Here is a 22,671-nt window from a genome sequence, read left to right on the forward strand (position 1 = left end):
CTTCCATCTTATTACAAGTGATTATTGTTAGCAATAAGCCAGTCCCGCACCGCCAGGGCCACCGCCTCCCGGTCCTGGTCCAGAAGCAGGTCGTGGCCGCTTTCGGGGAAGACCAAGTAGTCCTTCCTTTGGCTACCCAAAAGGGCGTGGTAGCCCCGCACCCCAGCGGAAGCCACCACCTTGTCCCGGCCCGCCTCCACCACCAGGGCGTGGGCCTTCACCCTGGGCAAGACCTCCGGGGTGCGCCGCATCAGGGCCAGAAGCTGGAGCAAAGCCCGGGTGGGGAAGTAGGGGTAGTTGGGGTTTGACCTCTTGAGTTCGGGGTCCTGGATGGAGTCGGGGCCGGGGAAGCGGGGAATGAGCCAGGCGAGGAGGGGGGCCAGGGGGGCAAGGGGATGCTTTAGGGCTAAGGCGGGGGCCAGGGCCACCAGGGCCTGGGTGGGGGCTTCCGCCGCCAGGTGCGCGGAAAGCAGGGCTCCCATGGAAAGCCCCACCACCCCTCGAGGCTCGGGCAGTTCCCGGTAGGCAGCCCGGGCTGTTTCCAGCCAGTCCTGCCAGCGCACCTTAAGGAGGTCCTCGGGGCGGGTGCCGTGGCCGGGAAGGGCCGGCTGGCTCACCTGGAACCCAGCCTCCCGCAACACCTGGGGCAAGGGACCTAGGGTGAGGACCGGATGCGAGGTAAACCCGTGGAGCAAGAGGAGGTTCATGCCCCTAGCTTACGCAAAGGGGTTCGCCCTTCGGGCAAAGCCCCAGGATACCCTGCCTGGACGCTTGGGAGGCGGCATGGTAAAACAGGGGGGAATGCTGGGCCATCCTGGTCAACCTTCTGGCCACCTTGAAGGCAACCTTGCGGAGTTCCCCTTCTCGGCTCTGGTGGGGGCTTTGATGAGCACCGGGCGCACGGGAAGACTTCTCGTTCGCACCCCTTACCTGGAGGGAGAGGTCTATTTGCGAAGCGGCCAGGTGGCCCACGCCCGGGTGCGCTCGGGGGAAAAGGCCCTGGAGGGGGAGGAGGCCTTGGACCTCCTCACGGGGATCCGGCGGGCCCCCTACCGCTTCGAGCCCGAGGTCTCGCCCCCCCACACCACCCTCCTTGGGGGGCTTGCGGTGCCCGCCCGCCTGGCGGAGGCTGAGGCCCAGTGGCGGGGGCTTGCGCTTCCCGCCGACTGGGGGTATGTCCTGCGCCTGCCCGCCAAGGGGGGTGCGGTGGAACTGGGTCTCGAGGCCTTGCGGGTTCTTGCCCAGGTGGAGGGTAAGCGCATCGTGGAGGTGCTCCTGGCCCCCGGGGTGTTGCGCTTGGCCCGCATCCTGCACACCCTTTTGCAGATGGGGGCCCTCGAGGCGGTGCCCCTGGTGGAGGTACCGCCCGTTTCCCTTCTGGTCCTTCCCATCTACGGTCCTGGGTCCGGGGTAGCCTACGTGGACGAGGCCCTTTACGCCGAGTGGGCCCGGGCCATCCGCCATGGGTTCCGCCTGCGCCTAAAGCCTCCCGAGGCGGTGATGGAGGTGCGGCCCAGGCCCAATATCCCGGGGCGGCTTGGCCTCTTGGAGGAGGACATCAAGCGCCTCCGCCTCAGGCGGGGGGATAGGGTGGAGGTGGCGCCGGAGGTATAGCCATGGATATCCTGGCCTTAAACGAGTATCTTAATCGGTTCGTATACGGCTTTCCCATGAAGCTGGTCTTCCTCCTGGTGGGGGCGTATCTGGTCATCTTCCAGATCCGCTGGTTCAGCGCCCCCTTGCGGATGATGCGGGTTTCCTTCAGCGAAACCCTGGGGGCCATCCGCGAGCGCGCCTACGGTTTCGGCGGGCAGATCACCCCCTTCCAGGCCACCATGGTGGCCCTCTCCGCCACGGTGGGGAACGGGCACCTTTTGGGCATGCTGGCGGCGGTGCTCCTCGGGGGGCCCGGGGCGGTCTTTTGGATGTGGCTGGGCTACTTCTTCGGCACGGGCACCAAGTTCGCCGAGGCCACCTTAGCGGTGCATTTCCGCCGCCGTTTTGCCGATGGCTCGGTTTCCGGTGGACCCATGTACTACCTGTACCGGGGTCTCCCCAGGCTCCGCTTTCTGGCGTATCTCTTCGCCTTCTTCGCCGCCGTGGCCGCCTTTGGCATCGGCAACCTCTCCCAGGCCGGGGCGGTGGGGGGCGCCCTGGCTCCTTTGGGGGTGCCTCCAGCGTTGGTGGGGCTTTTCCTGGCCCTGCTGGTGGGGGTGGTGTTGGGCGGGGGCATTGTGCGGGTAGCCCGCTTCGCCCAGGTGGTGGTGCCCTTGAAGCTCCTGCTTTTCCTGGTGGCAGTGGTTCCCCTTCTGGTGGTCTATGGGGGCCAGATCCCAGAGGCCCTGGCCCTGGTCTTCCAGGCGGCCTTCAGCCCGGAGGCCGCCTTGGGAGGAGCGGCAGGGTACAGCCTCTTCGCCGCCATCAACGCCGGGCTTGGCCGGGGCATCTTTGCCAACGAGGCGGGCTTGGGATCCGCCCCCATCGCCCACGCCCAGGCCCAGGTGGACCATCCCGTGCGCCAGGGCTTCTGGGGGGTCACGGAGATGTTCGTGAGCTTCCTGGTGACCAGCCTCACCGCCCTCACCTTCATCGCCTCGGGGCTTTGGCGGGGAGGAGGGAGCGCGGCCGAGGCCGCCAGCGCCCTCTTCCAGGCCCACCCCCTGGGGGGGCTTATCCTGGCCGGCACCGTGGCGGTTTTCGCCCTGGGAACCATGGTGTCCTGGGGGTTTTACGGGGAGGAGGCGGCAGCCTTTCTCTTTGGCGAGGGAATCCGCTGGCCCTACCGCCTCACCTTTGCCGTCTTGGCCTTCGTGGGGCCTTTGGGAGGCCTCGAGGCCTTCTTAGCCATCTCCGACACCCTAAACGGCCTCATGGCCATACCCAATCTCCTGGGCCTCCTCCTCCTGGGGCCGGTGGTGGCCCGGCTGGTGTACGGCTTCTTCCGGGGCGAGCCCTGGATACCGCCCCGCGGATAGATGCCTGGGGACGTCCACCAGGGGCTGGGCTTTCTTTCCCCGCCTAGCGGAACAGGGCCCGTATAGCCCCTTCCAGCTCCTCCCCCGTTTTGCGGTCCAGGGTGAGCTTGACCTTGAGGGCCACCCTTAGGGCTTCCTCCTCGAGGGCCTCCCGGCTTCTGCACCCCTCCAGGCGGGCCACAAAGGGGCCCGCCCTGGGGCCAAGCCGGGTTTTGAGGAGGTCCACCAGCTTCTGGCAAAGCTCCCTAACGCCCTCCACGGGCAGGATCAGGCCCCGCTTGAGTAGGGCGGCCAGGATGACGTAGGCCTCTTCTCCAAGGCCACTTTCCCGCACCACCTCCTCCTCGGTGCGCTGGCCGTCGCAGAGGGTGTAGACCCGCCACTCCTCGGGGGTGGGCTTCCAGTCGGTTTCCGGAGGGTTGGGATTGCGGCGGAAGACCATGGCTACAAGGAGGCCACGATGGCGTCCACCAAGCGCAGGACCATGTAGACAAAGACCGCCCCCAGGAGGAGGATCAGGGAGAGGAGGAAGAGGAGGAGGCTTGTGGGTTCGTTCCAGGTGAGGATCAGGACCACCAGGTAGGCCAAGGCGAAGAAGACGATGAGCCCCAGCATCTGCCCGCCCCTTTCCCCCATGACCCCTCCGGGGATGGCCCGCTTGAGCCGGAAGCCGTAAAGGACGTTATACACCATGACCAAAAGGCCCAGGAGCAACGCGAGTTTTTCCATGGCCCCATTTTAACCCCTCCATTCCCGGATAGGTATAAGCTCTCCCCCCTCAATGCTTTTGCGCACGGGGCGGTAGCGGCTGTCAAACCAGATCTCCAAAACCGCCCGGTCCAGGCTCTTGGGGGCCACGATCTCCTTGCGCACGTAATAGCCTCCCTCCACCGGGCTGATCTCCATGCTCTTGGAGAGCCTAAGCTCCACCACCTCGCCGCTTTTCGTGCGCACCCGCACCCGGAAGGCCAAGGGTCCTTCGGGCTTCACGTGGGGGTCTGTGCGGAAAAACCACACGCTAGACCTCCTTGAGGTCCGCCACCTGGGCCCCGGTGAGGGCCAGGAGCTCCTTTGGGCTCAGGGAGAAGAGGGCCTTGGGGGTACCCCCTGCGGCCCAGACCAGGGGGTAGGCCAGGAGGTCCTGATCCAAAAAGGCGGGAAGAGGGGTTTCGTGCCCCACGGGGGGCACCCCGCCGATGGCGTAGCCGGTTAGGGCGCGCACCTCCTCTGGGGTAGCCCGCCTCACGGCTTCGCCCGTGGCCCTTTGGGCCTTGGAGGGGTTCAGGCGGTTTCTCCCGCTCATCAGGAAGAGGTAGGCCCCCTTTTCTCCCAGGAAGACCAGGCTTTTCACAATCTGACCCACCTCGGCCCCCACGGCCTCTGCCGCCTCTTGGGCGGTGCGGGTGGAGGTGGGAAGCTCCACCACCCTTAGGTGGCCGAACCCCTTTTCCTCCAAGAACCTTTGCACCTTTTTTGCGGAAGGGGAGAGGCTCATAGGGCATAGAGGAGTTCGGCCAGAAGGGCGGCGCGCCTGGGGATTTCCGAGACCACCACGTACTCGGTCTTCTGGTGGGCATCGCCGCCCAAAAGGCCGAGGCCGTCCAGGGTGGGCACCCCCAAGGCGGCGGTGAAGTTTCCATCCGATCCCCCGCCCACCCGCCCTGGGCGCAGGGAGAGGCCCAGGGCCTCGCCGATGGCCCGGGCCTTTTCAAAGAGGGCTAGGCTTTCCGCTGTGGGCTCCATGGGGGGACGGTTTAACCCACCGGAAAGCTCCAGCCTGGCTCCCGGGAGGATGGGGGTGAGGCTCTTAAGGCCTTCCTCCACCCGCCTGGCCTCTTCCAGGGTCCAGGCCCGGAGGTCAATCTCCACCCAGGCCTCCTCCGCCACCACGTTGCTCACCGTGCCCCCCGCCACCACGTTGGGGCCTAGGGTGGTCCCCTTTTCCCGGTCCTCGAGGGCCGCCACCCTCAGGATCTGGTGGGCGAGCTCCAGGATGGCGTTCACCCCCTTTTCCGGCTCCACCCCCTGGTGGGCGGCCTTGCCCAGGGCCTTAAGGCGGTAAAGCCCCACCCCTTTTCGGGCCACCTTTAGATCCCCTTCCGCGGTGGGGGGCTCGAGGACCAAGGCCGCCCTGGCCTTCCTGGCAGCGGCCTCGATGAGGGGCCGGCTTTCCTTGGAACCGATCTCTTCGTCGGGGGTGAAGAGGATTTCCAAAGGGGGAAGCTTCCTTCCCGTGGCCTCCGCGTGGCGGAGGGCATAGAGCAAGCCCACGATGCCCCCTTTCATGTCGTAGACCCCAGGCCCCACCGCCCGGTCCCTTTCCAGGCGGAAGGGCGCGGGGAAGCTTCCCCTGGGGTGGACGGTGTCGTAGTGGCAGAGCACCAGGACCGGGGCCCCGTCCCCCTCCCGCTTCAAGAGGAGGATGGGGCCCAAGGGGGTGTCCTTGCGGGAAAGCCGCCCCTTTAGGGGCCCGAAGGCCTCCTCCAGAAAGGCCGCCGCTTCCGCCAGGCCCTTTAGGTCCCTGGAGGGGGATTCCCGGCGCACGAAGGCCTCGAGGTCCTTTAAAAACTCCGGGAGCTTCGCCTGCATCCAGGCTAGGGTTTCCATGAGTCCATTATCACCTAAGCCCAGGAGGCCTGGTGCCTCTTGGCAAGGTGGCCTCCCCGTGGTATAAAGGAAGGGTATGCCCTTCGGGGCCGGTTCACACGGAAGCGGGGAGTGAGGCTTCTCCCCCTCCTTTTCGTGTGGACGTGCGCAAAATGCGCCCGCCTTCCCTGGAAGGCGCGTAAGGAGGAAAGAGGCGGCATGGAAGAAAAGGCGACCCAGGTCAGCGAAGCCAACTTGACCCCAGGCCAGACCTTCAGCATGGAGGAGGCCCTTCAGGAAACCGAGGCCCGCTTGGAAAAGCGCGTGCGTCCGGGCCAGATCCTGACGGGCAAGGTGGTCCTGGTGGGCTCGGAGGGTGTGGCGGTAGATATCGGCGCGAAGACGGAAGGCACCATTCCCTTTAACGAGCTTACGGAGAAGTCCCTCCCCGAGGAGGAGCTACGGGCTCTTTTGAAGCCTGGGGACCAGGTGCGGGTCCAGGTGATCAAGGTGGACCCTGAAACGGGCCAGGTCCTCCTTTCCCGCAAGCGGGTGGAGGCCACGGAGCACTGGGACCGCATCCGGGAGCTTTATGAGAAGGGCGAGCCGGTGACCGTCACCGTAAAGGAAAAGGTCAAGGGGGGCGTGGTGGCCGACCTGGATGGCGTGTCCGCCTTCATCCCTGCCTCGCAGCTGGACCTCAAGCGTATCCCCAACCTGGATGCCTACGTGGGCCAGCAGATCCTGGTGAAGATCATCGAGTTTAACCGCAAGAAGGGGCGGGTTCTCCTCTCCCGTCGGGCGGTTTTGGAAGAGGAGCAGAAGCGGGCCAAGGAGGCCTTTTTCCAAAGCCTCCAGCCCGGCCAGGTGGTGGAGGGGACGGTGGTGGACGTCACGGACTTCGGGGCCTTTGTGAACCTGGGCCCCGTGGACGGCTTGGTGCACCGTTCCGAGATCACCTGGGGACGGTTTAACCACCCCAAGGAGGTCATCCACAAGGGGCAGAAGGTGCGGGCCCAGGTGGTTTCCGTGGACCCCGAAAAGGAGCGGGTCAACCTCTCCATCAAGGCCCTGATCCCCGATCCCTGGACCACCGTGGCCGAGAAGTACCCGGTGGGGAGCCGGGTTCGGGGCAAGGTGGTGGGCCTCACCCAGTTCGGGGCCTTCGTGGAGGTGGAGCCTGGCCTCGAGGGGCTCATCCACATCTCCGAGCTTTCCTGGACCAAAAGGCCCAAGCACCCTTCTGAGGTGGTGAAGGAGGGGGAGGAGGTGGAGGTGGTGGTCTTGAGGCTGGATCCCGCCGAGCGCCGCCTCTCCTTGGGTCTTAAGCAAACCCAGCCCGATCCCTGGCAGCTCCTCACCGAAAAGTACCCCCCGGGCACCGTGGTCAAGGGCAGGATCACCGGGATCACCGACTTTGGGGTCTTCGTGGAGCTGGAGCCCGGCATGGAGGGGCTGGTCCACATTTCCGAGCTGGACCACGGGCGCATCGAAAACCCCGCCGCCCTCTTCAAGAAGGGGGAGGAGATGGAGGTGGTGGTCCTCAACATCGATCCTGTGGAGCAGAGGATCTCCCTCTCCCGCAAGCGCCTTCTGCCCCCGCCTCCTCCCAAGGCCGAGGAGGAGCGGCCCCGCCGGGCCAAGGGCAAGGAGGCCCGGGGCAAGAGAAAGCCCGCTTCTCGCCGCGAAGAGCGCCGGGAATACGAGTACGGGGCCGTGGCCGAGTACAACCTCTACGATGCCTCCGCGGTGCCCACGGCAAGCGCCAGCGTGAAGCTGGGTGACCTCTACGGCGACCTATTGGCGAGCCTGGGCCTCGAGGAGGAAAAGTCCTCTTAGGCCGTAGGGGAAGGCTAGGGCCCCCGCCTGTGGCGGGGGCCCTTTTTCTAGCCGGATCTAGGCCCTTTTGGGGGCTTCCTCCTTCCCGTAAAAGATGCGGAGCAGGGTGTAGGAGACAATATAGGTGAGCAAGGGACCGCCCAGGACCAGGCTCCAGAGCACGGCGTTGCTCCCCAGGATGGAACCTTGTTGCTGGAAGTCGATCTTGTAGCCGGCCAGGGTGGTCATGAGGAAGAAGACCAAAAGGGCCAGGATCACGCTGGTGCGCACCGGGTGCTCCGAGGGAAGCTCCATGTAGCGCATCTTGTCCCTGCGGGTGTCCAGGAAGGGCAAAAGGAGGCCCACCACGGCCAGGATTCCTGGGATTATTGCCCCCCCGATGAACTCCGGTCCTATGGTGGCCCCGAAGAGGTGGAACTCCCAGCTGGAGGGGATCAGCTGCAGGATGCCGTAGATCCAGAGGAAGTACCAGTCGGGCTTGACCGCCGGGGTGTTGGGGGTGGGAGGGCCGAAGGCCTCGATGGGGTGGGCCAGGAAGGCCCCGGCGATCATGGTCATGATGCCCACGTACAGGGCAAAGAGGATGCCCATCATCACCAGCTGCTGGGGGTACATGGGCACGCCGAGAATCCTCCCAGGGGCCACCCTTTCCGCATACCGGGGCTGGGTGTGCTTCTGCTTCATCATGATGGCCATGTGCACCCCGATGAGGGCCATGAGGAGGAGGGGAAGCCAGAGGACGTGGAGGCTATAGAGCCTGGGGATGGCCTTCTCTGAGCCCGGGAACTCCCCCCCGAACATCACCTGGGCTAGGGTGGACCCTACCCAGGGGATGGAGGCGGCGATGCCGTAGCCGATGCGGGTGGCGGTGACCGCGTAGTTGTCGTAGGGCAGGGCGTAGCCGGTGAAGGCGGTGACTACCGCCAGGCCCAGAAGGGCCAGGCCCACCAGGTAGTTGAGCTCCCGGGGCTTCTTGTAGGCCCCGGAAAGGAGGATGCGGAGCATGTGCAAGAAGGCGGCGGCGATCATCACATGGGCCGACCAGTGGTGGAGGCTGCGGATCACCGCCCCGAAGGGAAGGCTGTCGATGTAGAGGACGCTGGCGTAAGCCGCGGGCACGGTGCGGCCGTCGGGGAGCTTCACCTCCCGGATAGAGGGCTCGAAGTTCAAGGTGAGGAAGATGCCGGTGAGCACCAGGACGATGAAGGCGAAGAGGGTGATCTCGCCCAGGAAGAAGGAGTGGTGTACCGGGAAGGCCTTGCGCAGGACCTTCTGGTAAAGGCCTGTGAGGTCAAGGCGTTCGTCAAGCCATTTGTACATGCTTCCCTCCTAGACATGGCGGCAGAAGCCCGCTTCCGCCTTCACCCCCACCTCGCCCAGGAACTCCCCGGCCGCCACCAGGACGCCTTCTTCCACCTTAAGGGGAAGCTGGGGCACGGGCCTGGGCGGGGGGCCGGCGATGATCCTGGCCCCGTGGGCGAAGTCAAAGATCCCTCCGTGGCAGGGGCAAAGGCCCGCCTTCTTATCCCCCACCCACTGGCTCACGATGCACCCCAGGTGGGTGCAGACGGCGGAAAAGGCCACAACCCCTTCCACCCCGTGCTGGGCCACCTCTGGGGAAAGCTCAGCCGGGTCGTAACGGACCACCAAAACGGTGTTCTTGGCCTCGCCACCCTTCACCACCTTGGTCTTGGGGTCCATGGGGTAGGCCAGGACGAAGGGGTCGCCGGGCTTGAGCTCCTCGAGGCGGATGGGCTTGGGCTCCCCCCCACCCTGGGCATAGACCAGGATATCCCCCGGCTTCAAGGGCTCCTTCTCCGGGGTGACCTCGGCCTTGGGGCGTAGGCTCGCCCCCACGTAGAAGGCGGAAACCAGGGAGAGGCCGATTCCTGTGCCGATGGCGGTCTGCAGAAAAAGCCGCCTGCGGGATCTTTGCAAGCGAATCTCGCGTTCGTCCATGCTTCACCTCTTACCAGGGGAAGTGGCTCTTCTCCTCCTCGGTGACCACCTCGTCCCGGCCGAAGTACTTCTTGTAAATGCCGAAGAGGGCGGCCACCACCAGGCTGATGGCCCCGAAGACCAGGCCCTGGAGCCAGGTGGGGTTGTGCCCGGTCTGGGCGGAGTAAACGATGAGGCGCACGAAGAAACCGGAAAGGGCGGTGAGGAGGAGAACCAGGATTACCCCCACCGCCACAGGAGCCGTGGAGGGTGCGGGGAAATGCCGGCCGGGGCGGAGCTCTACTCCCTCCAGCCAGTAGGACACCAGGCCGATGAGGCCGTAGAGGAGGAATACGGCGCCGAAGGCCATCAGACCGATCTGGCCCACGGAGAGTTCCTCTGGGCTGTGGCCCAAGAGGCGGGCGATGTGGAGACCATCCAGGTAGGCCATGTAGAAGAGGCCTACGGCCAGGATGAGGGCGAAGGTGGGCACGATGGGATCGTTCCGGTACATCCAACCCTCCTTACTCCACCGGGCCGAAGGCGTTGCCGAAGCTGTTGCGGATGTAGGTGGCCACGGCCTTGAGCTCCTCATCCGAGAGGGCGGCACCCACCGCCGGCATGGCCCCACGGCCGTTTTTAACGATGCCCAGAATCATCTGGGCGTCCTTTAGATTGGGGTTGCCCGCTAGGGCAGGCATGGCTGGGGGTATGCCCTGACCATTAGCCCCGTGGCAAGCGGCACAACTGGCCTCGTAGATGGACTTGCCCTTTTCCATAAGGGCCTGGTCCACGTTGGCGGCCTGGCCAGAGCCTTCCTTGGGAGCCTGGGCCTCCTGGGCTGGGGGGGCCAGCTGGGCTGCTACCTTCTCCGCCGTGGGGGAGAGGGCGAAGTAGGCCCAGACGCCCCCCAGCACGATCACCGAGGCCACCACGTACCAGATGGGGTTGAAGCGCACGGGTTCCACGGGGAGCTCGGGTTCCCCCACGGCCAGGCGGAGCTCCAGGTTCCCTGCCACCTCGCCTCCCTCGTCTAGGCCCAGGACCATGACGTCCGGGTAGTTGTTGACGGTGAAGGGGATTTCCCGGACCTCCTGGCCTCCGCCGCGGAAGTGGGTCACCACCCGCAGGACATGCTCCCCATCCGGGATCCTTCGGGTGTCCAGGTTTAGCCGATAGGGGGGCTCCTTCAAAACCGCCAGGGGCTCGCTGGCCCCGTCCAGGTACACCTCAATCCGGTCTACGACCATTCTGCCTCCCTTTGTGAAAGGGGGTACAAACCCCCACCCCACTACTATAAGCGTACCCCGGCAAGGACAGATGTCCCCACTTATGAAAGGAAGGCTCAGGAGGCGAGGAGGGCCTGCAGGCGGGAAAGGCTTTGGTGCACCCCTTGGATGCCTCCACCCACCTCGAGGGCTGCGGTGGCGGGGAAGCCCCTTAGTCGGGAGGCCAGCCTCTCCCAGGGCACGGCTCCCGTGCCCACGGGCAGGTGGTCGTCCCTCTGGGCGTGGTTGTCGTGGAGGTGGAGGTGGATGAGGCGTTCTCCCAGGGCCTCCCAGTAGAGGAAGGGGCCTAAGGGACCCAGCTCCACCAGGGCGTGGCCCACATCCAAGCAGAAGCCGTACTGGGGGAAGCGGTCCAGGAGGGCCTTTAGCTCCTCCGGACCCCGGAGGAGGTCCTCCTGGGAAAGGGCCAGGTTTTCCAAAGCCACGGGGAAGGGAAGGGGAAGGAGGGCGGAGAGGGTCTTTTCCAAGGCCTCCCGGGCCAGGCTTAAGGCCATGGGGTGGCGCACGGGTACCTGGCCGGTGTGGAGCACGCCCACCCTGGCTCCCAGGGCCTCGCCGAACTCCAGGGCCCGCTTGAGGCGCTCCTCGGCCAAGGCGCGGACGCTGGGGATGAGGCTGGCCGGGTTCATCTCCACGAAGGGGAGGTGCAGGGTGAACCCTATCCCCAAGGCTTCCCCCGTGGCCCGCAGGCTTTTGGGGTCAGGAAGGGGTAGGACCTCGTGCAGGTCGTAGGGAACATCGAGGTCCAGGCCCAGCTCCGCCGCCAGGCGGAAGGCTTCCTCGTAGCCCATCTCCGCATTGAAGGGACTGAAACCTAGCCGCATCCCTGCCATTTTAGGCTTTTTGCGGACGGCTACCGGATGGCCTCAGCCTTCCGCTGGGCCTCCTCCAGGGCCTTCTGGGGAGGAACCCCGCCCTTTAGGGCCTTTTCCAAGGCTTCTGCCAGGAGGCTGGCCCAGGCGGAGAACTGGGGAGTGCGAGGGCGCTCTTGGGCGTAGGCGATCTGCTCAAAGGCCACCTTGCGGAAGGGGTTTTCCCGGTAGAAGCCCTCCAAAAGGGGGATGGCCGCCTTGCGCACGGGCACGTAGTAGCTGGCCTGGACCCACCGGGCCACGTTCTCGGGCTCCATCAGATACCGCCAAAACTCCAAGGCGCCCCGCACCTGGGCCTCGGAGGCACCCTTGAGCACCACCAGCTGGGCCCCGCCCAGGGGTACCTTGCCCCCGGGTTCCCGGGGCACCGGGGCCACCCCCAGGGTGAAGGCGAAGGAGAAGTTTTCCGCAGCGGGCCAGTTGGCGATGGAGGCCATGACCATCATCCCCTTGGTGCGCACGAAGTCCAGCTGGGCGAAGGTGGCCTCGGCCATGCTCCGGGCGGAAAGGGCTCCGGCGCGGTTTAGGCGCCAGAGCATCTCCAGGGCCTCGAGGGCCTCCTTGGAGGTGAAGCTGGGTTTGCCCTCCTTCACCAGGTTCCCGCCCCGGCTGGTCACCATGGCCTCAAAGAGCCAGGCCTGGGGGTCGGTGACGAAGATGAAGCCCTTGGCCTGGCGGGAGGTGAGGGCCTTGGCCACCTCCTCAAACTCCTTCCAGTTCCTTGGGGCCTTGAGCCCCTTGGCCCGGAAAACGTCCAGGTTGTAGAAGAGAACGGGGGTGGAGGTGTTTAGGGGAAGGCCGTAACGCCTCCCCTCCATGACCCCGTAGTTCCAGGCCGGCTCAAAGAGATCCTCCAGGAAGGCCCGCTCCAGGTTCAGGTAGCCATCCAGGGCCAGGGCCCGGCCTTCCCCCACCAGCCGGGGGAAGAAGCTGATCTCCGCCTGGAAAAGCACGGGCTGGCCTCCTGTGCGCAAGGCGGCCACCAGCTTGGTCTCGGCATCCCGGTAGTCCCCCACGTACTGGGGCACCACCCGGTAGAGCCCCTGGCGGCCGTTGAACTCCTGGGCGAAGGTGGCAAGAAGCCGCCCCGCGGGGCCATCCATGGAATGCCAGAAGGAGACCTCCACCTGGGCCAAGGCGGGAAGGAAGAGGAGGACCAGGGCCACGAACTTTTTCATGGCGGGGATTTTACCATCCTCCCCGTCAGAAGGGAGTCAGCTGCCCTACCGCCTCTCCACCGCCAGGGCTTTTTTCTGGGCCTCCTCGAGGGCCACCTGGGGCCTCACCCCCTGCTTTAGGCTACGTTCCAGGGCCTCTTCCAGGTAGCCGTACCAGACCACCAGCTCTGGGCCCTGGCTCCACGGGCGCCCCGCCTCCGCCTGGGCGAAGACCGCCTGCCTTTCGGGGTCTTTCAGGAAGTCGCCAAGCTCCTTTTCCGCCTCTTTCCGCAAGGGCAGGTACCAGGTGGTCCGCACCCACTCCGCTTGCCGCCGGGGATCCAGGAAGTGGAGCCAGAAGGCCACCGCCCCCCGGGCCTGCTCGGGGCTTGCCCCCTTGAGCACCGCCAAGGCCGCCCCGGAAAGGGGTACCGCGCCCCCTTCCCGTCTGGGCAGGGGGGCCATGCCCACGCCAAAGGGCAGGGAGGTTTGGGAGAGGACCACCGGCAAGGCGGTGGTGGGCCCGATGCCCATGAAGGCCTTGGTGCGCAGGAAATCGGCCACGGCGAACTGGGCCTCGGCCAGGTTTCTGGCCTGGGCGTGCCCCTTCTGCACCATCCGGTAAAGCATCTCCAAAGCCTCCACCACCTCCTTGGAGGTGAAGGCGGGGAGCCCGTCCTTGACCAGGCTTCCCCCCAGGCTCATGACGAGGGCGTTGAAGCTCCAGATGTCGGTGGAGACCACGAGGCCCTTGCTGGTGCGGCTGGTGAGCCTGCCGGCGGCCTCCTCCACCTCGGCCCAGGTCCTGGGGGGCCTAAGGCCCCGGGCGCGGAAGGCATCTTTGTTGTAGTAGAGGACGGGCACGGATAGCCCCAAAGGAAGGCCATAGGCCTGACCCCGAACCTGGGTGGTTCGCATCATCTCCGGGTACAGGTCCTTGGGCAGGTTTTGCAGGTAGGGGTTCAGGGCTAAAGCCGCCCCTTCCTGGGCCAGGCGGGGGAGGAAGGAAAGCTCCCCGTGGAAAAGGACCGGGGCACCTCCCGAGCGCAAGGCGGCCAGGAGCTTCACCCCCGCTTCCCGGTAGTCCCCCACGTAGCGGGCCTCGAGGCGGTAGGTGCGCTGGGACTCGTGGAAGCTCCTTATCGCCTCCTCCAGGACGCTATTCCCTGGGGGGCCTGCCGTGTGCCAGAAGGGGATGACCACCTGGGCTTGGGCCAGGGTGGCCAGGATCAGGGGAAGGGATAAAAACCGCCTCATCCCCTAAAGGTTATCCCGCCTGGGGTGAGAGGGCTGAGAGGGGAAGGGAGAGCTTTTTAAGGAAAGGTTCGGCCTGCCGGTAAAGGGTCTCCCGCAGGGCGAGGAAGCGCTCCCGGGCGGAGGGGCCTGGGAAGCCTGGGGGAAGGAGCTCGGGGGGCAGAAGGGGATCCAGAAAAAGGAGCTTGCGCATCTCGTGCACCAGGCGGGTCAGGGTTTGGAAGGCCAAAAGGGGGTCCTCCAGCGCCGGGGGCAGGCGGGAGAGGAGGGTTTGGTAGTGGGCCGAGGCCTCCTTGAGGGGGAAGGCGCGGAGCACCTCCACCTTCGGCCCCAGGTGCTCCGCCCGAAAGAGGGCGGCGGAAAGCCCGTAAAAGGCGAGGAGCTCCTGGGTGGCGGCGGGGTCCACCCCTGCCCCCAGGTAGACCCCGCTTTGCAGGCTACCGTAGCCCAAGAGGGCCATCTCCCTCCGGAAGCGCTCCCTTTCCCCCCGCTCCTTGGGGCCTTCCGGCAGGACCAGGAGGAAACGCCCGTCCCAGGAGGTCCTGGCCTCGTAGAGGCGCCGCCGGACCTGGCGCACCTGCCAGTAGACCCGGTCGGAAAGGGCGTAGTGGGCTACCCGCCCCCGCCGCTCCGGAACCACCCAGCCCCTTTTGGCGCTCCGGGAAAGGGCTGCCCTCACCGCCGCCTCGGAGAAGCCCAAGGCCTCCATCATGGCGATGAGGTCCCGAACCCGGGCGCGCCGTTCCGGGTATATGTATTCCACAAAGAGGGTGAAGATGGTGGATCTGGCCCGCATCAGAAGGCTGGCTCCAAGAGGCGTTCTTGGTATTCCTTAAGGGCGGCCTCGAGGAAGGTGGCCAGGGGCATGCTCCCCAGGTTCCCCCGGTGCCGCCTGCGCACGCTTACCGTACCCTCGGCCTTTTCCCTGTCCCCCACCACCAGGATATAGGGCACCTTCTGCACCTCGGCGTCGCGGATGCGGGCCTGCATGCGCTCGGGGCGGAGGTCGGCCTCGGCCCTGAGGCCCGCCCCCTTGAGCTTGGAGACCACCTCCTTGGCGTAGTCCTCCTGCTTTTCCGAAACCGGCACCACCACGGCCTGCACCGGGGCAAGCCAAAGGGGGAAGTCCCCGGCGAAGTGCTCGATGAGGATGCCGATGAAGCGCTCCAAAGAGCCAAAGGGGGCGCGGTGGATCATGACGGGGCGGTGCTCGGCCCCATCCGGACCCACATAGGTGAGGCCGAAGCGCTCGGGGAGGTTGTAGTCCACCTGGATGGTGCCCAGCTGCCACTCCCTTCCCAGGGCGTCCTTCACCACGAAGTCCAGCTTGGGGCCGTAGAAGGCGGCATCCCCTTCCTCCACCGTGTAGTGGAGCCCGGCTTCCAGGGCCGCCTCCTCGATCTGCCTTTCCGCCAGGGACCATTTGGCCTCGTCCCCCACGTACTTGTCGCTTTTGGGGTCCCGGGTGCCTATGCGGGCCCTGTAGTCCTTCAGGCCCAGGGTGGAGAGCACCTTCAGAACCAGGTCCAAGACCCCCAAGAACTCCTCCTTCACCTGCCCGGGGGTGCAGAAGAGGTGGGCATCGTCCTGGGTGAAGCCCCGCACCCGGGTCAGGCCCAGAAGCTCCCCCGCCTTCTCGTAACGGTAGACGGTGCCGAACTCGGCAAGCCTCAAGGGAAGCTCCCGGTAGGAGCGCTTCTTAAAGGCGTAGATGCGGATGTGGTGAGGGCAGTTCATGGGCTTGAGGAGGTACTCCTCCTCCTCGCCCCTTTCCTTGAAGCTGATGGGAGGGAACTGGCTTTCCGCATAGTAGGGGTAGTGGCCGCTGGTCCGGTAAAGCTCGAGGCTCCCGATATGGGGGGTGGTGACCAGCTGGTAGCCCCGCCTTATCTGCTCCTCCCGCATAAAGGCCATGAGCTCCTCCCGGATCACGTTTCCCTTGGGGAGCCAAAGCACCAGGCCCTTCCCCACCATGGGATCGATCAGGAATAGCTCCAGCTCCCGCCCCAGGCGGCGGTGGTCCCGCTTCTTGGCCTCCTCCAGTTGCCAGAGGTATTCCCTAAGCTCCTCGGCGGTGCGGAAGGCCACCCCGTAGACCCGCTGGAGCATGGGCCTTTTCTCATCCCCCCGCCAGTAGGCCCCGGCCACGTGGGTGAGCTTGAAGTGGGGAGGGATGCGGCCGGTGGAGGGCACGTGGGGCCCGCGGCAGAGGTCGGTGAAGCCGTAGGCCTCGTCCCCTTGCTGGTAAAAGCTGATCTCCTCCCCCTCGGGCAGGTCCAGGATGAGCTCGGTCTTGTAGGGGTTCTTGCCCTGGTAGCGGGAAAGGGCCACCTCCCGGGGCAGCACATAGCGGCGCAAGGGAAGGTCTTTGGCGATGATGGCCCGCATCCTCTCCTCTATGGCGGGCAGGTCCTCATCGGAGAGGGGTTCGGGGGCATCGATGTCGTAGTAGAAACCCTTTTCGATCACCGGCCCCACCCCAAGCCGCACGCTTTCTGGGTCGTAGCCCTTTTCCGCAAAGAACTCCTTCACCGCCTGGGCCAGGACGTGGGCCAGGGTGTGGCGGAAGAGGAGCTGGTACTCGGGGTCCTTCTCTGTGAGGATCCGGACCTGGGCCCCGGGCGGGAGGGGCTTGAGCAGGTCGTAGACCTCCCCGTTCACCAAGGCCCCCACGGCCGCCTTGGCCAGCCCTGGGCCTATGGCCCGGGCCACGTCCCAGGCGGTGGCCCCCTCCTGCACCTCGAGGGCCTTCCCATCCGGCAGGTAGACCACCATGAACCCTACTATACACAGCCCCGTGGCCGGTGGGGATGGATTCAGCTAAGCCGAGGACTAGGGGTAAACCCAGGGTTTCCGGCTGGGGCCGGGGCCGAACCCGCATGGGGAGGGGCATGGATGGGCCGAATGGAAGAAGCCCCTGGCCAAAGGGACTCTTCCGGATTCCCAGGGCTTCCTTAGCCCTCGTGGGGAAGTTTTCTCCCCGCATAAAAGGCCCAGGCGTAGAAGAGGGCTGCCAGCAGGAAGAGGCCGGAAAACCCCAGGCGGTCGGCCAGCCATCCTCCCAGGACGGTGGAGAAGGCAAAGACCCCGGCCACGGTGTTGGCCAAGCCGATGAAGGCGCTCCGCTCCTCCGGTGGGGCCAGGTTTAGGAGATAGGTGGTGGTGGAAAGCCCCAAGGCGGCCAGGTAGGCCCCCTGGAGGAGGAAAACCAGGCCGAAGAGCCCCCCGGGCAGGAGGAGGGCCAAGAGGGGGGTGAGGAGGGCCAGAAAAGCCCCAGCCTGCAACACCCCCTTGGAACCCCGCTCCGCCAGCTTGGCCCAAAGCAGGTTGGAAAGGGTGAAGGAAAGGGCGTAAAGGGAGAGGTAAAGCCCGAGCTCCTGCCCCTGTCCCAGGGTGCGCACCGCGTACACCGCGTAAAAGGGCTCGGCCATCCCCGCAAGGCCCAGGAGGACCCGCACCCGGAGGTAGCGGCGGAAGCCCCCGTGCTTAAGGGGTAGAGCCAGGGAGATCCTTTCCTCCCTGGGGGGTTCTTCCGGCTCCTGGGTGAGGCCGAAAAGGTACCAGCCCGTGCCAAAGGCCAAGGCCCCCAGGGCGAAGAGGAGGGCATAGGGCAAGGGGAAGGGAAGGGGAAGGGTGAGGATTTCCCGGACCCCGAAACCCGCCAGGAAGGCCAGGAAGCCCCCGATGAGGTTCCGGGCGGAGAAAAGGGGGGCCCGGCGCTCTACGGGAGTGGTCTTGGCCACCACCTCCCAGAAGGGGAGGCTGGAAACCCCGGTAAAGAGGGCATTCAGGAGGAGGCCTGCCAGGAAGCCCGCCAGGAGGAGGTGGGGCCAAGGACCCAGGAAGAAGGTGGCCAAGGCCATGAGGATCACCCCGGAAAGCCTTAGGGCCGCCACCTTCCGGTACACCACGATCTTGCGGGGGAAACGGGCCACGTAGGGGGCCAGGAAGGCCTGGGGGATCATACCCCCGGCCTGCAGCAAGGCGGGGAGGAGGCCGATCAAGGCCCCGGGGGCCCCCAGCTTGGCGGCGAAGCTGGTGAGGACGATGTTGGGATTCAAAAAGGTATCCCCCAGCCACACCAGCCAGCCGTTGAGCACCGCCAGGCGGTAGTTGCGCTCCCGGAGGTCTAAGATGGTGAGGATGCTGCTCCTTCCTTCCCTTGGGCCCTTCCACATCCTGCATCCACGCTACAACGCCGCCACGGTGCTGGCCCTTTTGGAAGAGGCCGGCGCCCCTGTCCTCTATCTGGCCTCCCACTCGGAGGAAAGCCTGAGGGAAGGGCTTTGGCGGGAGGAGGACCCCCTTCTCTTTCACCTGCTTCCCTGGGCGGAAGGAAAGGGGATCCCCGTGGTGGCCCTGGACCAGGAGGCCCATCTTAAGGAGGAGGCCGAGGCCTTCCGTCAAGCCTTGGCCCAGCATCCCCTGGGGAAACCCCACCTGGGGCGGATGCAGGCCTTTGACCAGGAGCTTTTGCAGCTTCTCAAGACCCCCCTGGCCCCGGAGGTTTTGGGCTCGCAGGCCTTCCTGGACCGTCTGGGCCACATCTACGAGGGGTACGCCCAGGCCTTCGGGGAAGGCCCGGCCACGGGATTCCGGGCCCGCCGTATGGAGAGGGTGGTGGAGGCCTTGAGGGGCCGGGAAGGAGCGGTGGTGGCGGAGCTTTTGGACTACCTCCTTCTGGCCAAAAGCTTTCCCGAGGCCTTGCCCAAGGCCCATGAGCCCACGGAGGGGGAACGCCATAGGGCCCTTTTGGACCGGGCCTGGCAGCTTAAGGAGGGGGACGACTGGGCGGGGCTCTTGGAGGGGCTCTTCCAGATAGGGGATCCCGAGGCCCTGTATCTGGCGGCCCAGATCTACCTGGCGGCCGGGGAGTGGCAGGAGGCCTTAAGCCTCATGGAGGAGGTGTTCCGCATGGACTTCCAGCACCCTGGTTACCTGCCGGGGTACGTGCTGGCCCGCTTTGGCCAGCTTCTGGACCTGGCGGGGGAGCGGGAGAGGGCCCTGAGGGCCTACCGGGGGGTCTTGGCCCTCTCCTGGGCCCCGGAGGAGGCCAGGGCCATCGCCCTAGCCGGGCTGAGGAGCCCTTTCCGGCTTCCCTAGCCCTGGGGGCATTTGTCCCCCGGGCCTTTGGCTAAGATGGAAGTATGGAGGTGGAGATTCGCCGCGCCCGCCATGCCGCCTACCTCCGCCTGGCCGCGGCCCATGCGGGACCCTTGGGGCCCGCCCTTTTAGGGCATCCGGAGTTGGCGCCCCTGTACGCCAAGGCCTATGCGGCCTGTGGGGGTGCGGAGGGCCTCCCCTGTGCCGGGGTGGGAGGGGAGCCTAGGGTGTGCGTGGTGCGGCGGCTGGAGCACCTGGCCTATAGCGCCCTGCGGGGGGGAAGGCGCCGGCGGGAGCAGGAGAAGGCCATGGTGGAGGGGCTTTTGGTGTGCGTGGGCCACCTGGCCCGGGAGTTCCCCCCCGGGTTCGCCCCGGTCCTCGAGGCCACCCGCAAGGTCCTGGAGAAGGACCTGGAGTATCTTCGCAAAGAGCTTTCCCATAAGGGAGCCACCCGGGCTTCCTGAGGGGGAAGCCCGCAAAAGGCGCCCTCCGGCCCAAGCCGGGCCTGGGCTTAGAGCAGGTGGTGCATCTTGCCCAGGGTCAGCATCAGGGCCACGGTGCTGGCGGCCAGGATGATGAGCATCAGCATGAAGAGGATAAAGCGCAGGTCAAAGGTCTCCCCCTCGGTGGTGAGCACGCGGGGGTTCAGGATCAGGTAGAAAAGCAGGGTAACCAGGGCCGCTCCCAAGGCAAACAGCGCGATGTACACCATATTCTCCCTCCGCTTACCAGAGGCTAAGAAGCGCCTCCAGGCTTGCCCGTAAGTTTACCAAACCCACCCCGTAGGTGGGAATCCCCAAGGCCAAGCCCACGCTTCCCCAATAGGGCCCCGGGCTTATGGGTAGCTCAAGGGGAAGGGAGGGGCTTTCCCAGGGCTCGTAAGCCCGCACCTCTTGGTAGGTGAGGCCCGTGGGGGCCTCCACCCGCAAGACCAGGGGTTCCTCCTCGGCCTTTAGGGGTTGCCAGCCCTTTGGGGTTTCCTTGGCTCCTGGGAAGCTTTGGCCAAGGCCCTCCCCGGGAAAGGCTAGAAGGAGGCGGTCAGGGCGGGTTTTTTCCAGAAGGTGGGCCAGGGGTGCCCGGGTGGGTCCGGAAAGGGTAAGGCCTTCCAGGGTGGGGGAGAGGGGGGAGGGATCCAAGGCCAGGAGAATCCGCCCCCGAAAGGAGAGGCCGTTTAGGGCCTGGAGCACGGGCAAAGCCTCCCCGTAGGGAGCGTGGAGAAGGTAGGTCCTGCCTCCCCGCCCGCCCTCCAGGTAGCAGTAAAGGGTGCCGAATTCGTCCAATCCCGCCCGGAGGTGCTCCGAGAGGACCTCGAGGTCCGCGGAAAGCTGTTCCAGTAGGGAAGAAACCATGTTCTCATGGTATCCTAAACCCCGTGCGCTACCTGGTCCTCTCCGACATCCACGGCAACTGGCCTGCCCTGCAGGCTGTGCTTCAGGCTGCCCCCCCTTTTGATGGGGTGCTCTTCCTGGGGGATGCGGTGGGCTACTATCCGGATGGGGACCGGGTGTTGGACTGGCTCATGGAGGTGGAGGCCTGGTGCGTCCTGGGCAACCACGACGCCTGGCTTCTGGCCCTGGACCGGTTGCCCAAGGAGGGGGTGGTCTTGGAGATCCTGGCCTGGCAGCGAAGGAGGCTTTCCCAAAGGCACCTGGATTTCCTCGCCTCCTGGCCCTGGCAAAAGGAGGTGGAGGGGGCGCTTTTGGTCCACGGGAGCCCCTGCGACCCCATGGAGTACGTGGATGGGCTGGATATGGCCCGCCAGGCCTTTGCCTGCACGGAGCACCGCCTCACCTTCCACGGGCATACCCACCTGGCCGGGGCCTTTCTGGAGCTTTCCGGACCTCGTTCCTGGGTGCGCTACCAACGCCTTTCCGAGGGGGGTGAGCTGATCCTTCCCCCCACGGTACGGGCCCTGGCCAACCCGGGTTCGGTGGGCCAGCCCCGCGACCATGTGCCGGGGGCGGCCTTTGCCCTTTGGGAAGGGGATGGGATCACCTTTTTCCGGGTGGATTACGACCTGGAACGGGTGGCCCACCGCCTGAAGGAGGAGGGGTTTCCCACGTGGCTCTACACCCGCCTGACCCTGGGGGAATAATCGGCCATGAGGCCATCCTAGAGCTTCTTCCCCGGCTTGGCGCCTCCACCTTGCTCTTCTCGGGGCCGGAAGGGGTAGGAAGGCGCCTTGTGGCCCGCTGGTATGCCTGGGGGCTCAACCGGGGGTTCCCTCCCCCCGCCTTGGGGGAGCACCCTGATCTTTGGGAGATTGCTCCTCCGGAGCGGGGTTTGAAGGGACAGGCGGAGATCCGCCTCGAGGAGGTGGAGCCCCTTTTGCCCTGGTTCGCCACCCACCCCCGGGAGCGGGTCAAGGTGGCCATCCTGGATGCTGCCCACCTCCTCACCGAGGCCGCGGCCAATGCCCTTTTGAAGCTCCTAGAGGAACCCCCTTCCTACGGGCGCATCGTCCTCATCGCCCCAAGCCGCGCCACCCTTCTTCCCACCCTGGCCAGCCGGGCCCTGGAGGTGGCCTTTGCCCCCGTGCCCGAGGAACGCCTTTACCCCTTGACCCAAGACCCCGAGCTCCTGGCCTATGCCGGCGGGGCCCCAGGCCGGCTCCTAAGGGCTTTGGCTGATCCTAGTGCCTTTCGCGCCCGCATGGAGAAGGCCAGGGAGGTGGGGGGTGCCTCCCCCTGGCGGCGGCTTGCCCTCCTGAGGGAGCTCTTGGCGGATGAGGAAGGGGTTTTCGCCCTTTATGCCGCCTTTCGCCACTCCCCTCGGGCCCTTCTGGCCCTGGAGGCGGCCCGGGAGGCCTTGGAACGGTATGTGAGCCCGGACCTGGTCCTGGCCCGGTTGGCCTTAGACTTGGAAACATGACCGTGGGCGTTCGCCTGCACGCCGATGTGCGCAAAGCCCGCACCCCTGTCCTGCGCTACTTCCGCTTCCAGGGGGAGCCCCCGCCCCTGGAGGCATATGTGGTGGTGCGCACCAGCCGGGGTCTGGAGGTGGGCAAGGTGCGCACCCCGCCCCGGAAGGAGAAGGAGGCCGGGGAGGTGGTGCGCCTGGCCACCAAGGAGGATCTGGACCTGGCCTCGAGGCTCCGGGCCAGGGCGGAGGAGGCGGCGTTTTACCTCAGGGCCCGCCTTCGGGAGGAGGGGGTCAAGGCCAAGGTCCTGGGGTGCGACTTCACCCTGGATGGCCGCCACCTTTCCGTGCACTACGCCGCGGAGGAGCGGGTTAACCTTAGGCGCTTTACCCGGGAGTTATCGGAGCGCTTCGGGGCCCGGGTGGAGTTCTTGGCCGAGGGCCCCCGGGAGGAGGCCGCCTACCTGGGCACCCTGGGCGCCTGCGGGATGGAGTCCTGTTGCTCCACCTGGCTCCAGGGTTTCGCCCAGGTTTCCATCAAGCTGGCCCGCGACCAGGGGCTTCCCTTAAACCCCGAGAAGATCTCCGGTCCCTGCGGCCGGCTCCTTTGTTGCTTGGCCTACGAGCATCCCGTGTACCGGGAGCTTTTGGCGGAACTCCCCCGCAAAAACGCCCGGGTCTGTACCAAAGAGGGGGTCTGCGGCAAGGTGCAGAAGGTGAACCCCTTAAAGGGGACGGTGGAACTCCTCCTGGAGGAGGGCAAGGCGGTGGAGGTGTCCAAGGAGGAGCTGGCCTGAGG

The 22,671-nt window shown here is 66.1% G+C and carries 26 protein-coding genes; 8 read left to right on the plus strand and 18 right to left on the minus strand.

All coding sequences use genetic code 11. The annotated features are described in order from the left end of the window. Positions 1 to 11: 11 nt before the first annotated feature. Positions 12 to 707 (minus strand): alpha/beta hydrolase, encoded by a 696-nt coding sequence (locus L0C59_RS01365; RefSeq protein WP_243089361.1) that lies wholly within the window; start codon positions 705 to 707, stop codon positions 12 to 14. Positions 708 to 801: 94 nt separating this feature from the next. Here L0C59_RS01365 and L0C59_RS01370 point away from each other — a divergent pair, with 94 nt between their 5' ends. Then, on the plus strand, positions 802 to 1,614 hold the full coding sequence (locus tag L0C59_RS01370) for a DUF4388 domain-containing protein (protein WP_279232434.1): 813 nt from the start codon (positions 802 to 804) through the stop codon (positions 1,612 to 1,614). A 2-nt stretch (positions 1,615 to 1,616) separates the two neighbouring features. After that, complete coding sequence (locus L0C59_RS01375) at positions 1,617 to 2,975, plus strand: alanine/glycine:cation symporter family protein (RefSeq protein ID WP_243089363.1); 1,359 nt, start codon at positions 1,617 to 1,619, stop codon at positions 2,973 to 2,975. 43 nt (positions 2,976 to 3,018) lie between these two features. Here L0C59_RS01375 and L0C59_RS01380 read toward each other — a convergent pair whose 3' ends face one another. The 5 genes from L0C59_RS01380 to L0C59_RS01400 are packed head-to-tail and all read right to left on the minus strand — an operon-like array spanning position 3,019 to position 5,582. Next, on the minus strand, positions 3,019 to 3,417 hold the full coding sequence (locus L0C59_RS01380; protein ID WP_243089364.1) for a hypothetical protein: 399 nt from the start codon (positions 3,415 to 3,417) through the stop codon (positions 3,019 to 3,021). Between the two features lie 2 nt (positions 3,418 to 3,419). Next, positions 3,420 to 3,704 carry a hypothetical protein gene (locus L0C59_RS01385; RefSeq protein ID WP_243089365.1) on the minus strand — a complete coding sequence of 95 codons (285 nt, stop codon included), beginning with the start codon at positions 3,702 to 3,704 and terminating at the stop codon, positions 3,420 to 3,422. 9 nt (positions 3,705 to 3,713) lie between these two features. Further along, positions 3,714 to 3,992 (minus strand): hypothetical protein, encoded by a 279-nt coding sequence (locus L0C59_RS01390; protein ID WP_243089366.1) that lies wholly within the window; start codon positions 3,990 to 3,992, stop codon positions 3,714 to 3,716. 1 nt (position 3,993) lies between these two features. After that, a complete protein-coding gene (locus tag L0C59_RS01395) occupies positions 3,994 to 4,470 on the minus strand; it encodes a YbaK/EbsC family protein (RefSeq protein WP_243089367.1) in 477 nt (158 codons plus the stop codon). Beyond that, a complete protein-coding gene (locus L0C59_RS01400; protein WP_243089368.1) occupies positions 4,467 to 5,582 on the minus strand; it encodes a M20 family metallopeptidase in 1,116 nt (371 codons plus the stop codon). Before L0C59_RS01400 ends, L0C59_RS01395 begins: the two co-directional genes overlap by 4 nt. Before the next feature lie 198 nt (positions 5,583 to 5,780). On the opposite strand from L0C59_RS01400, the gene L0C59_RS01405 reads away from it, so the two are divergent. Then, positions 5,781 to 7,400 carry a 30S ribosomal protein S1 gene (locus L0C59_RS01405; protein ID WP_243089369.1) on the plus strand — a complete coding sequence of 540 codons (1,620 nt, stop codon included), beginning with the start codon at positions 5,781 to 5,783 and terminating at the stop codon, positions 7,398 to 7,400. A 57-nt stretch (positions 7,401 to 7,457) separates the two neighbouring features. Here the strand turns inward: L0C59_RS01405 and L0C59_RS01410 are convergent, their stop codons facing one another. From L0C59_RS01410 to L0C59_RS01455, 10 genes are all read right to left on the minus strand, one after another. After that, positions 7,458 to 8,720, minus strand: coding sequence for a cytochrome b (locus L0C59_RS01410; protein ID WP_243089370.1), 1,263 nt, complete (start codon positions 8,718 to 8,720; stop codon positions 7,458 to 7,460). Between the two features lie 9 nt (positions 8,721 to 8,729). After that, on the minus strand, positions 8,730 to 9,359 hold the full coding sequence (locus L0C59_RS01415; RefSeq protein ID WP_243089371.1) for a QcrA and Rieske domain-containing protein: 630 nt from the start codon (positions 9,357 to 9,359) through the stop codon (positions 8,730 to 8,732). Positions 9,360 to 9,369: 10 nt separating this feature from the next. Then, the gene (locus L0C59_RS01420) at positions 9,370 to 9,852 is read right to left on the minus strand and encodes a DUF1129 domain-containing protein (RefSeq protein ID WP_243089372.1); all 483 of its coding nucleotides are present in this window, start codon (positions 9,850 to 9,852) and stop codon (positions 9,370 to 9,372) included. Positions 9,853 to 9,862: 10 nt separating this feature from the next. After that, complete coding sequence (locus L0C59_RS01425; RefSeq protein ID WP_243089373.1) at positions 9,863 to 10,588, minus strand: c-type cytochrome; 726 nt, start codon at positions 10,586 to 10,588, stop codon at positions 9,863 to 9,865. A gap of 95 nt (positions 10,589 to 10,683) precedes the next feature. Then, entirely contained in the window at positions 10,684 to 11,451 is a 768-nt protein-coding gene (locus L0C59_RS01430; protein ID WP_243089374.1) for a sugar phosphate isomerase/epimerase family protein, read from the minus strand. Between the two features lie 29 nt (positions 11,452 to 11,480). Beyond that, a complete protein-coding gene (locus L0C59_RS01435) occupies positions 11,481 to 12,677 on the minus strand; it encodes an ABC transporter substrate-binding protein (protein ID WP_243089375.1) in 1,197 nt (398 codons plus the stop codon). A 45-nt stretch (positions 12,678 to 12,722) separates the two neighbouring features. Further along, positions 12,723 to 13,913, minus strand: coding sequence for an ABC transporter substrate-binding protein (locus tag L0C59_RS01440; RefSeq protein WP_243089376.1), 1,191 nt, complete (start codon positions 13,911 to 13,913; stop codon positions 12,723 to 12,725). A gap of 10 nt (positions 13,914 to 13,923) precedes the next feature. Continuing rightward, a complete protein-coding gene (locus L0C59_RS01445) occupies positions 13,924 to 14,706 on the minus strand; it encodes a PaaX family transcriptional regulator C-terminal domain-containing protein (RefSeq protein ID WP_243089377.1) in 783 nt (260 codons plus the stop codon). Next, positions 14,706 to 16,685: a threonine--tRNA ligase gene (gene thrS / locus L0C59_RS01450; RefSeq protein ID WP_243089378.1), complete on the minus strand. Its 1,980-nt coding sequence runs from the start codon at positions 16,683 to 16,685 to the stop codon at positions 14,706 to 14,708. Before thrS ends, L0C59_RS01445 begins: the two co-directional genes overlap by 1 nt. Before the next feature lie 179 nt (positions 16,686 to 16,864). After that, on the minus strand, positions 16,865 to 18,088 hold the full coding sequence (locus L0C59_RS01455; RefSeq protein WP_243089379.1) for an MFS transporter: 1,224 nt from the start codon (positions 18,086 to 18,088) through the stop codon (positions 16,865 to 16,867). Between L0C59_RS01455 and L0C59_RS01460 the strand changes: the two genes are divergently transcribed. After that, positions 18,045 to 19,013, plus strand: coding sequence for a tetratricopeptide repeat protein (locus L0C59_RS01460; RefSeq protein ID WP_243089380.1), 969 nt, complete (start codon positions 18,045 to 18,047; stop codon positions 19,011 to 19,013). The two genes, L0C59_RS01455 and L0C59_RS01460, sit on opposite strands and share 44 nt — an antisense overlap. A 44-nt stretch (positions 19,014 to 19,057) precedes the next feature. Next, a complete protein-coding gene (locus L0C59_RS01465) occupies positions 19,058 to 19,477 on the plus strand; it encodes a hypothetical protein (protein WP_243089381.1) in 420 nt (139 codons plus the stop codon). Between the two features lie 47 nt (positions 19,478 to 19,524). On the opposite strand, the gene L0C59_RS01470 is transcribed toward L0C59_RS01465, so the two are convergent. Together L0C59_RS01470 and L0C59_RS01475 are read right to left on the minus strand one after the other, a co-directional pair. Continuing rightward, on the minus strand, positions 19,525 to 19,725 hold the full coding sequence (locus L0C59_RS01470; RefSeq protein ID WP_243089382.1) for a hypothetical protein: 201 nt from the start codon (positions 19,723 to 19,725) through the stop codon (positions 19,525 to 19,527). Positions 19,726 to 19,738: 13 nt separating this feature from the next. Then, positions 19,739 to 20,362: a hypothetical protein gene (locus L0C59_RS01475; RefSeq protein WP_243089383.1), complete on the minus strand. Its 624-nt coding sequence runs from the start codon at positions 20,360 to 20,362 to the stop codon at positions 19,739 to 19,741. A gap of 23 nt (positions 20,363 to 20,385) precedes the next feature. On the opposite strand from L0C59_RS01475, the gene L0C59_RS01480 reads away from it, so the two are divergent. Genes L0C59_RS01480 through L0C59_RS01490 form a run of 3 tightly spaced genes read left to right on the plus strand, consistent with a single transcriptional unit; the run spans position 20,386 to position 22,669 of the window. Then, positions 20,386 to 21,108 (plus strand): metallophosphoesterase family protein, encoded by a 723-nt coding sequence (locus L0C59_RS01480; protein ID WP_243089384.1) that lies wholly within the window; start codon positions 20,386 to 20,388, stop codon positions 21,106 to 21,108. After that, positions 21,075 to 21,884, plus strand: coding sequence for a DNA polymerase III subunit delta' (locus L0C59_RS01485; protein ID WP_243089385.1), 810 nt, complete (start codon positions 21,075 to 21,077; stop codon positions 21,882 to 21,884). Before L0C59_RS01480 ends, L0C59_RS01485 begins: the two co-directional genes overlap by 34 nt. Next, positions 21,881 to 22,669, plus strand: coding sequence for a PSP1 domain-containing protein (locus L0C59_RS01490; protein WP_243089386.1), 789 nt, complete (start codon positions 21,881 to 21,883; stop codon positions 22,667 to 22,669). The genes L0C59_RS01485 and L0C59_RS01490 overlap by 4 nt, the downstream gene beginning before the upstream one ends. Positions 22,670 to 22,671: the final 2 nt, after the last annotated feature.

Source organism: Thermus neutrinimicus (assembly GCF_022760955.1).
GTDB classification, from domain to species: Bacteria; Deinococcota; Deinococci; order Deinococcales; family Thermaceae; genus Thermus; species Thermus neutrinimicus.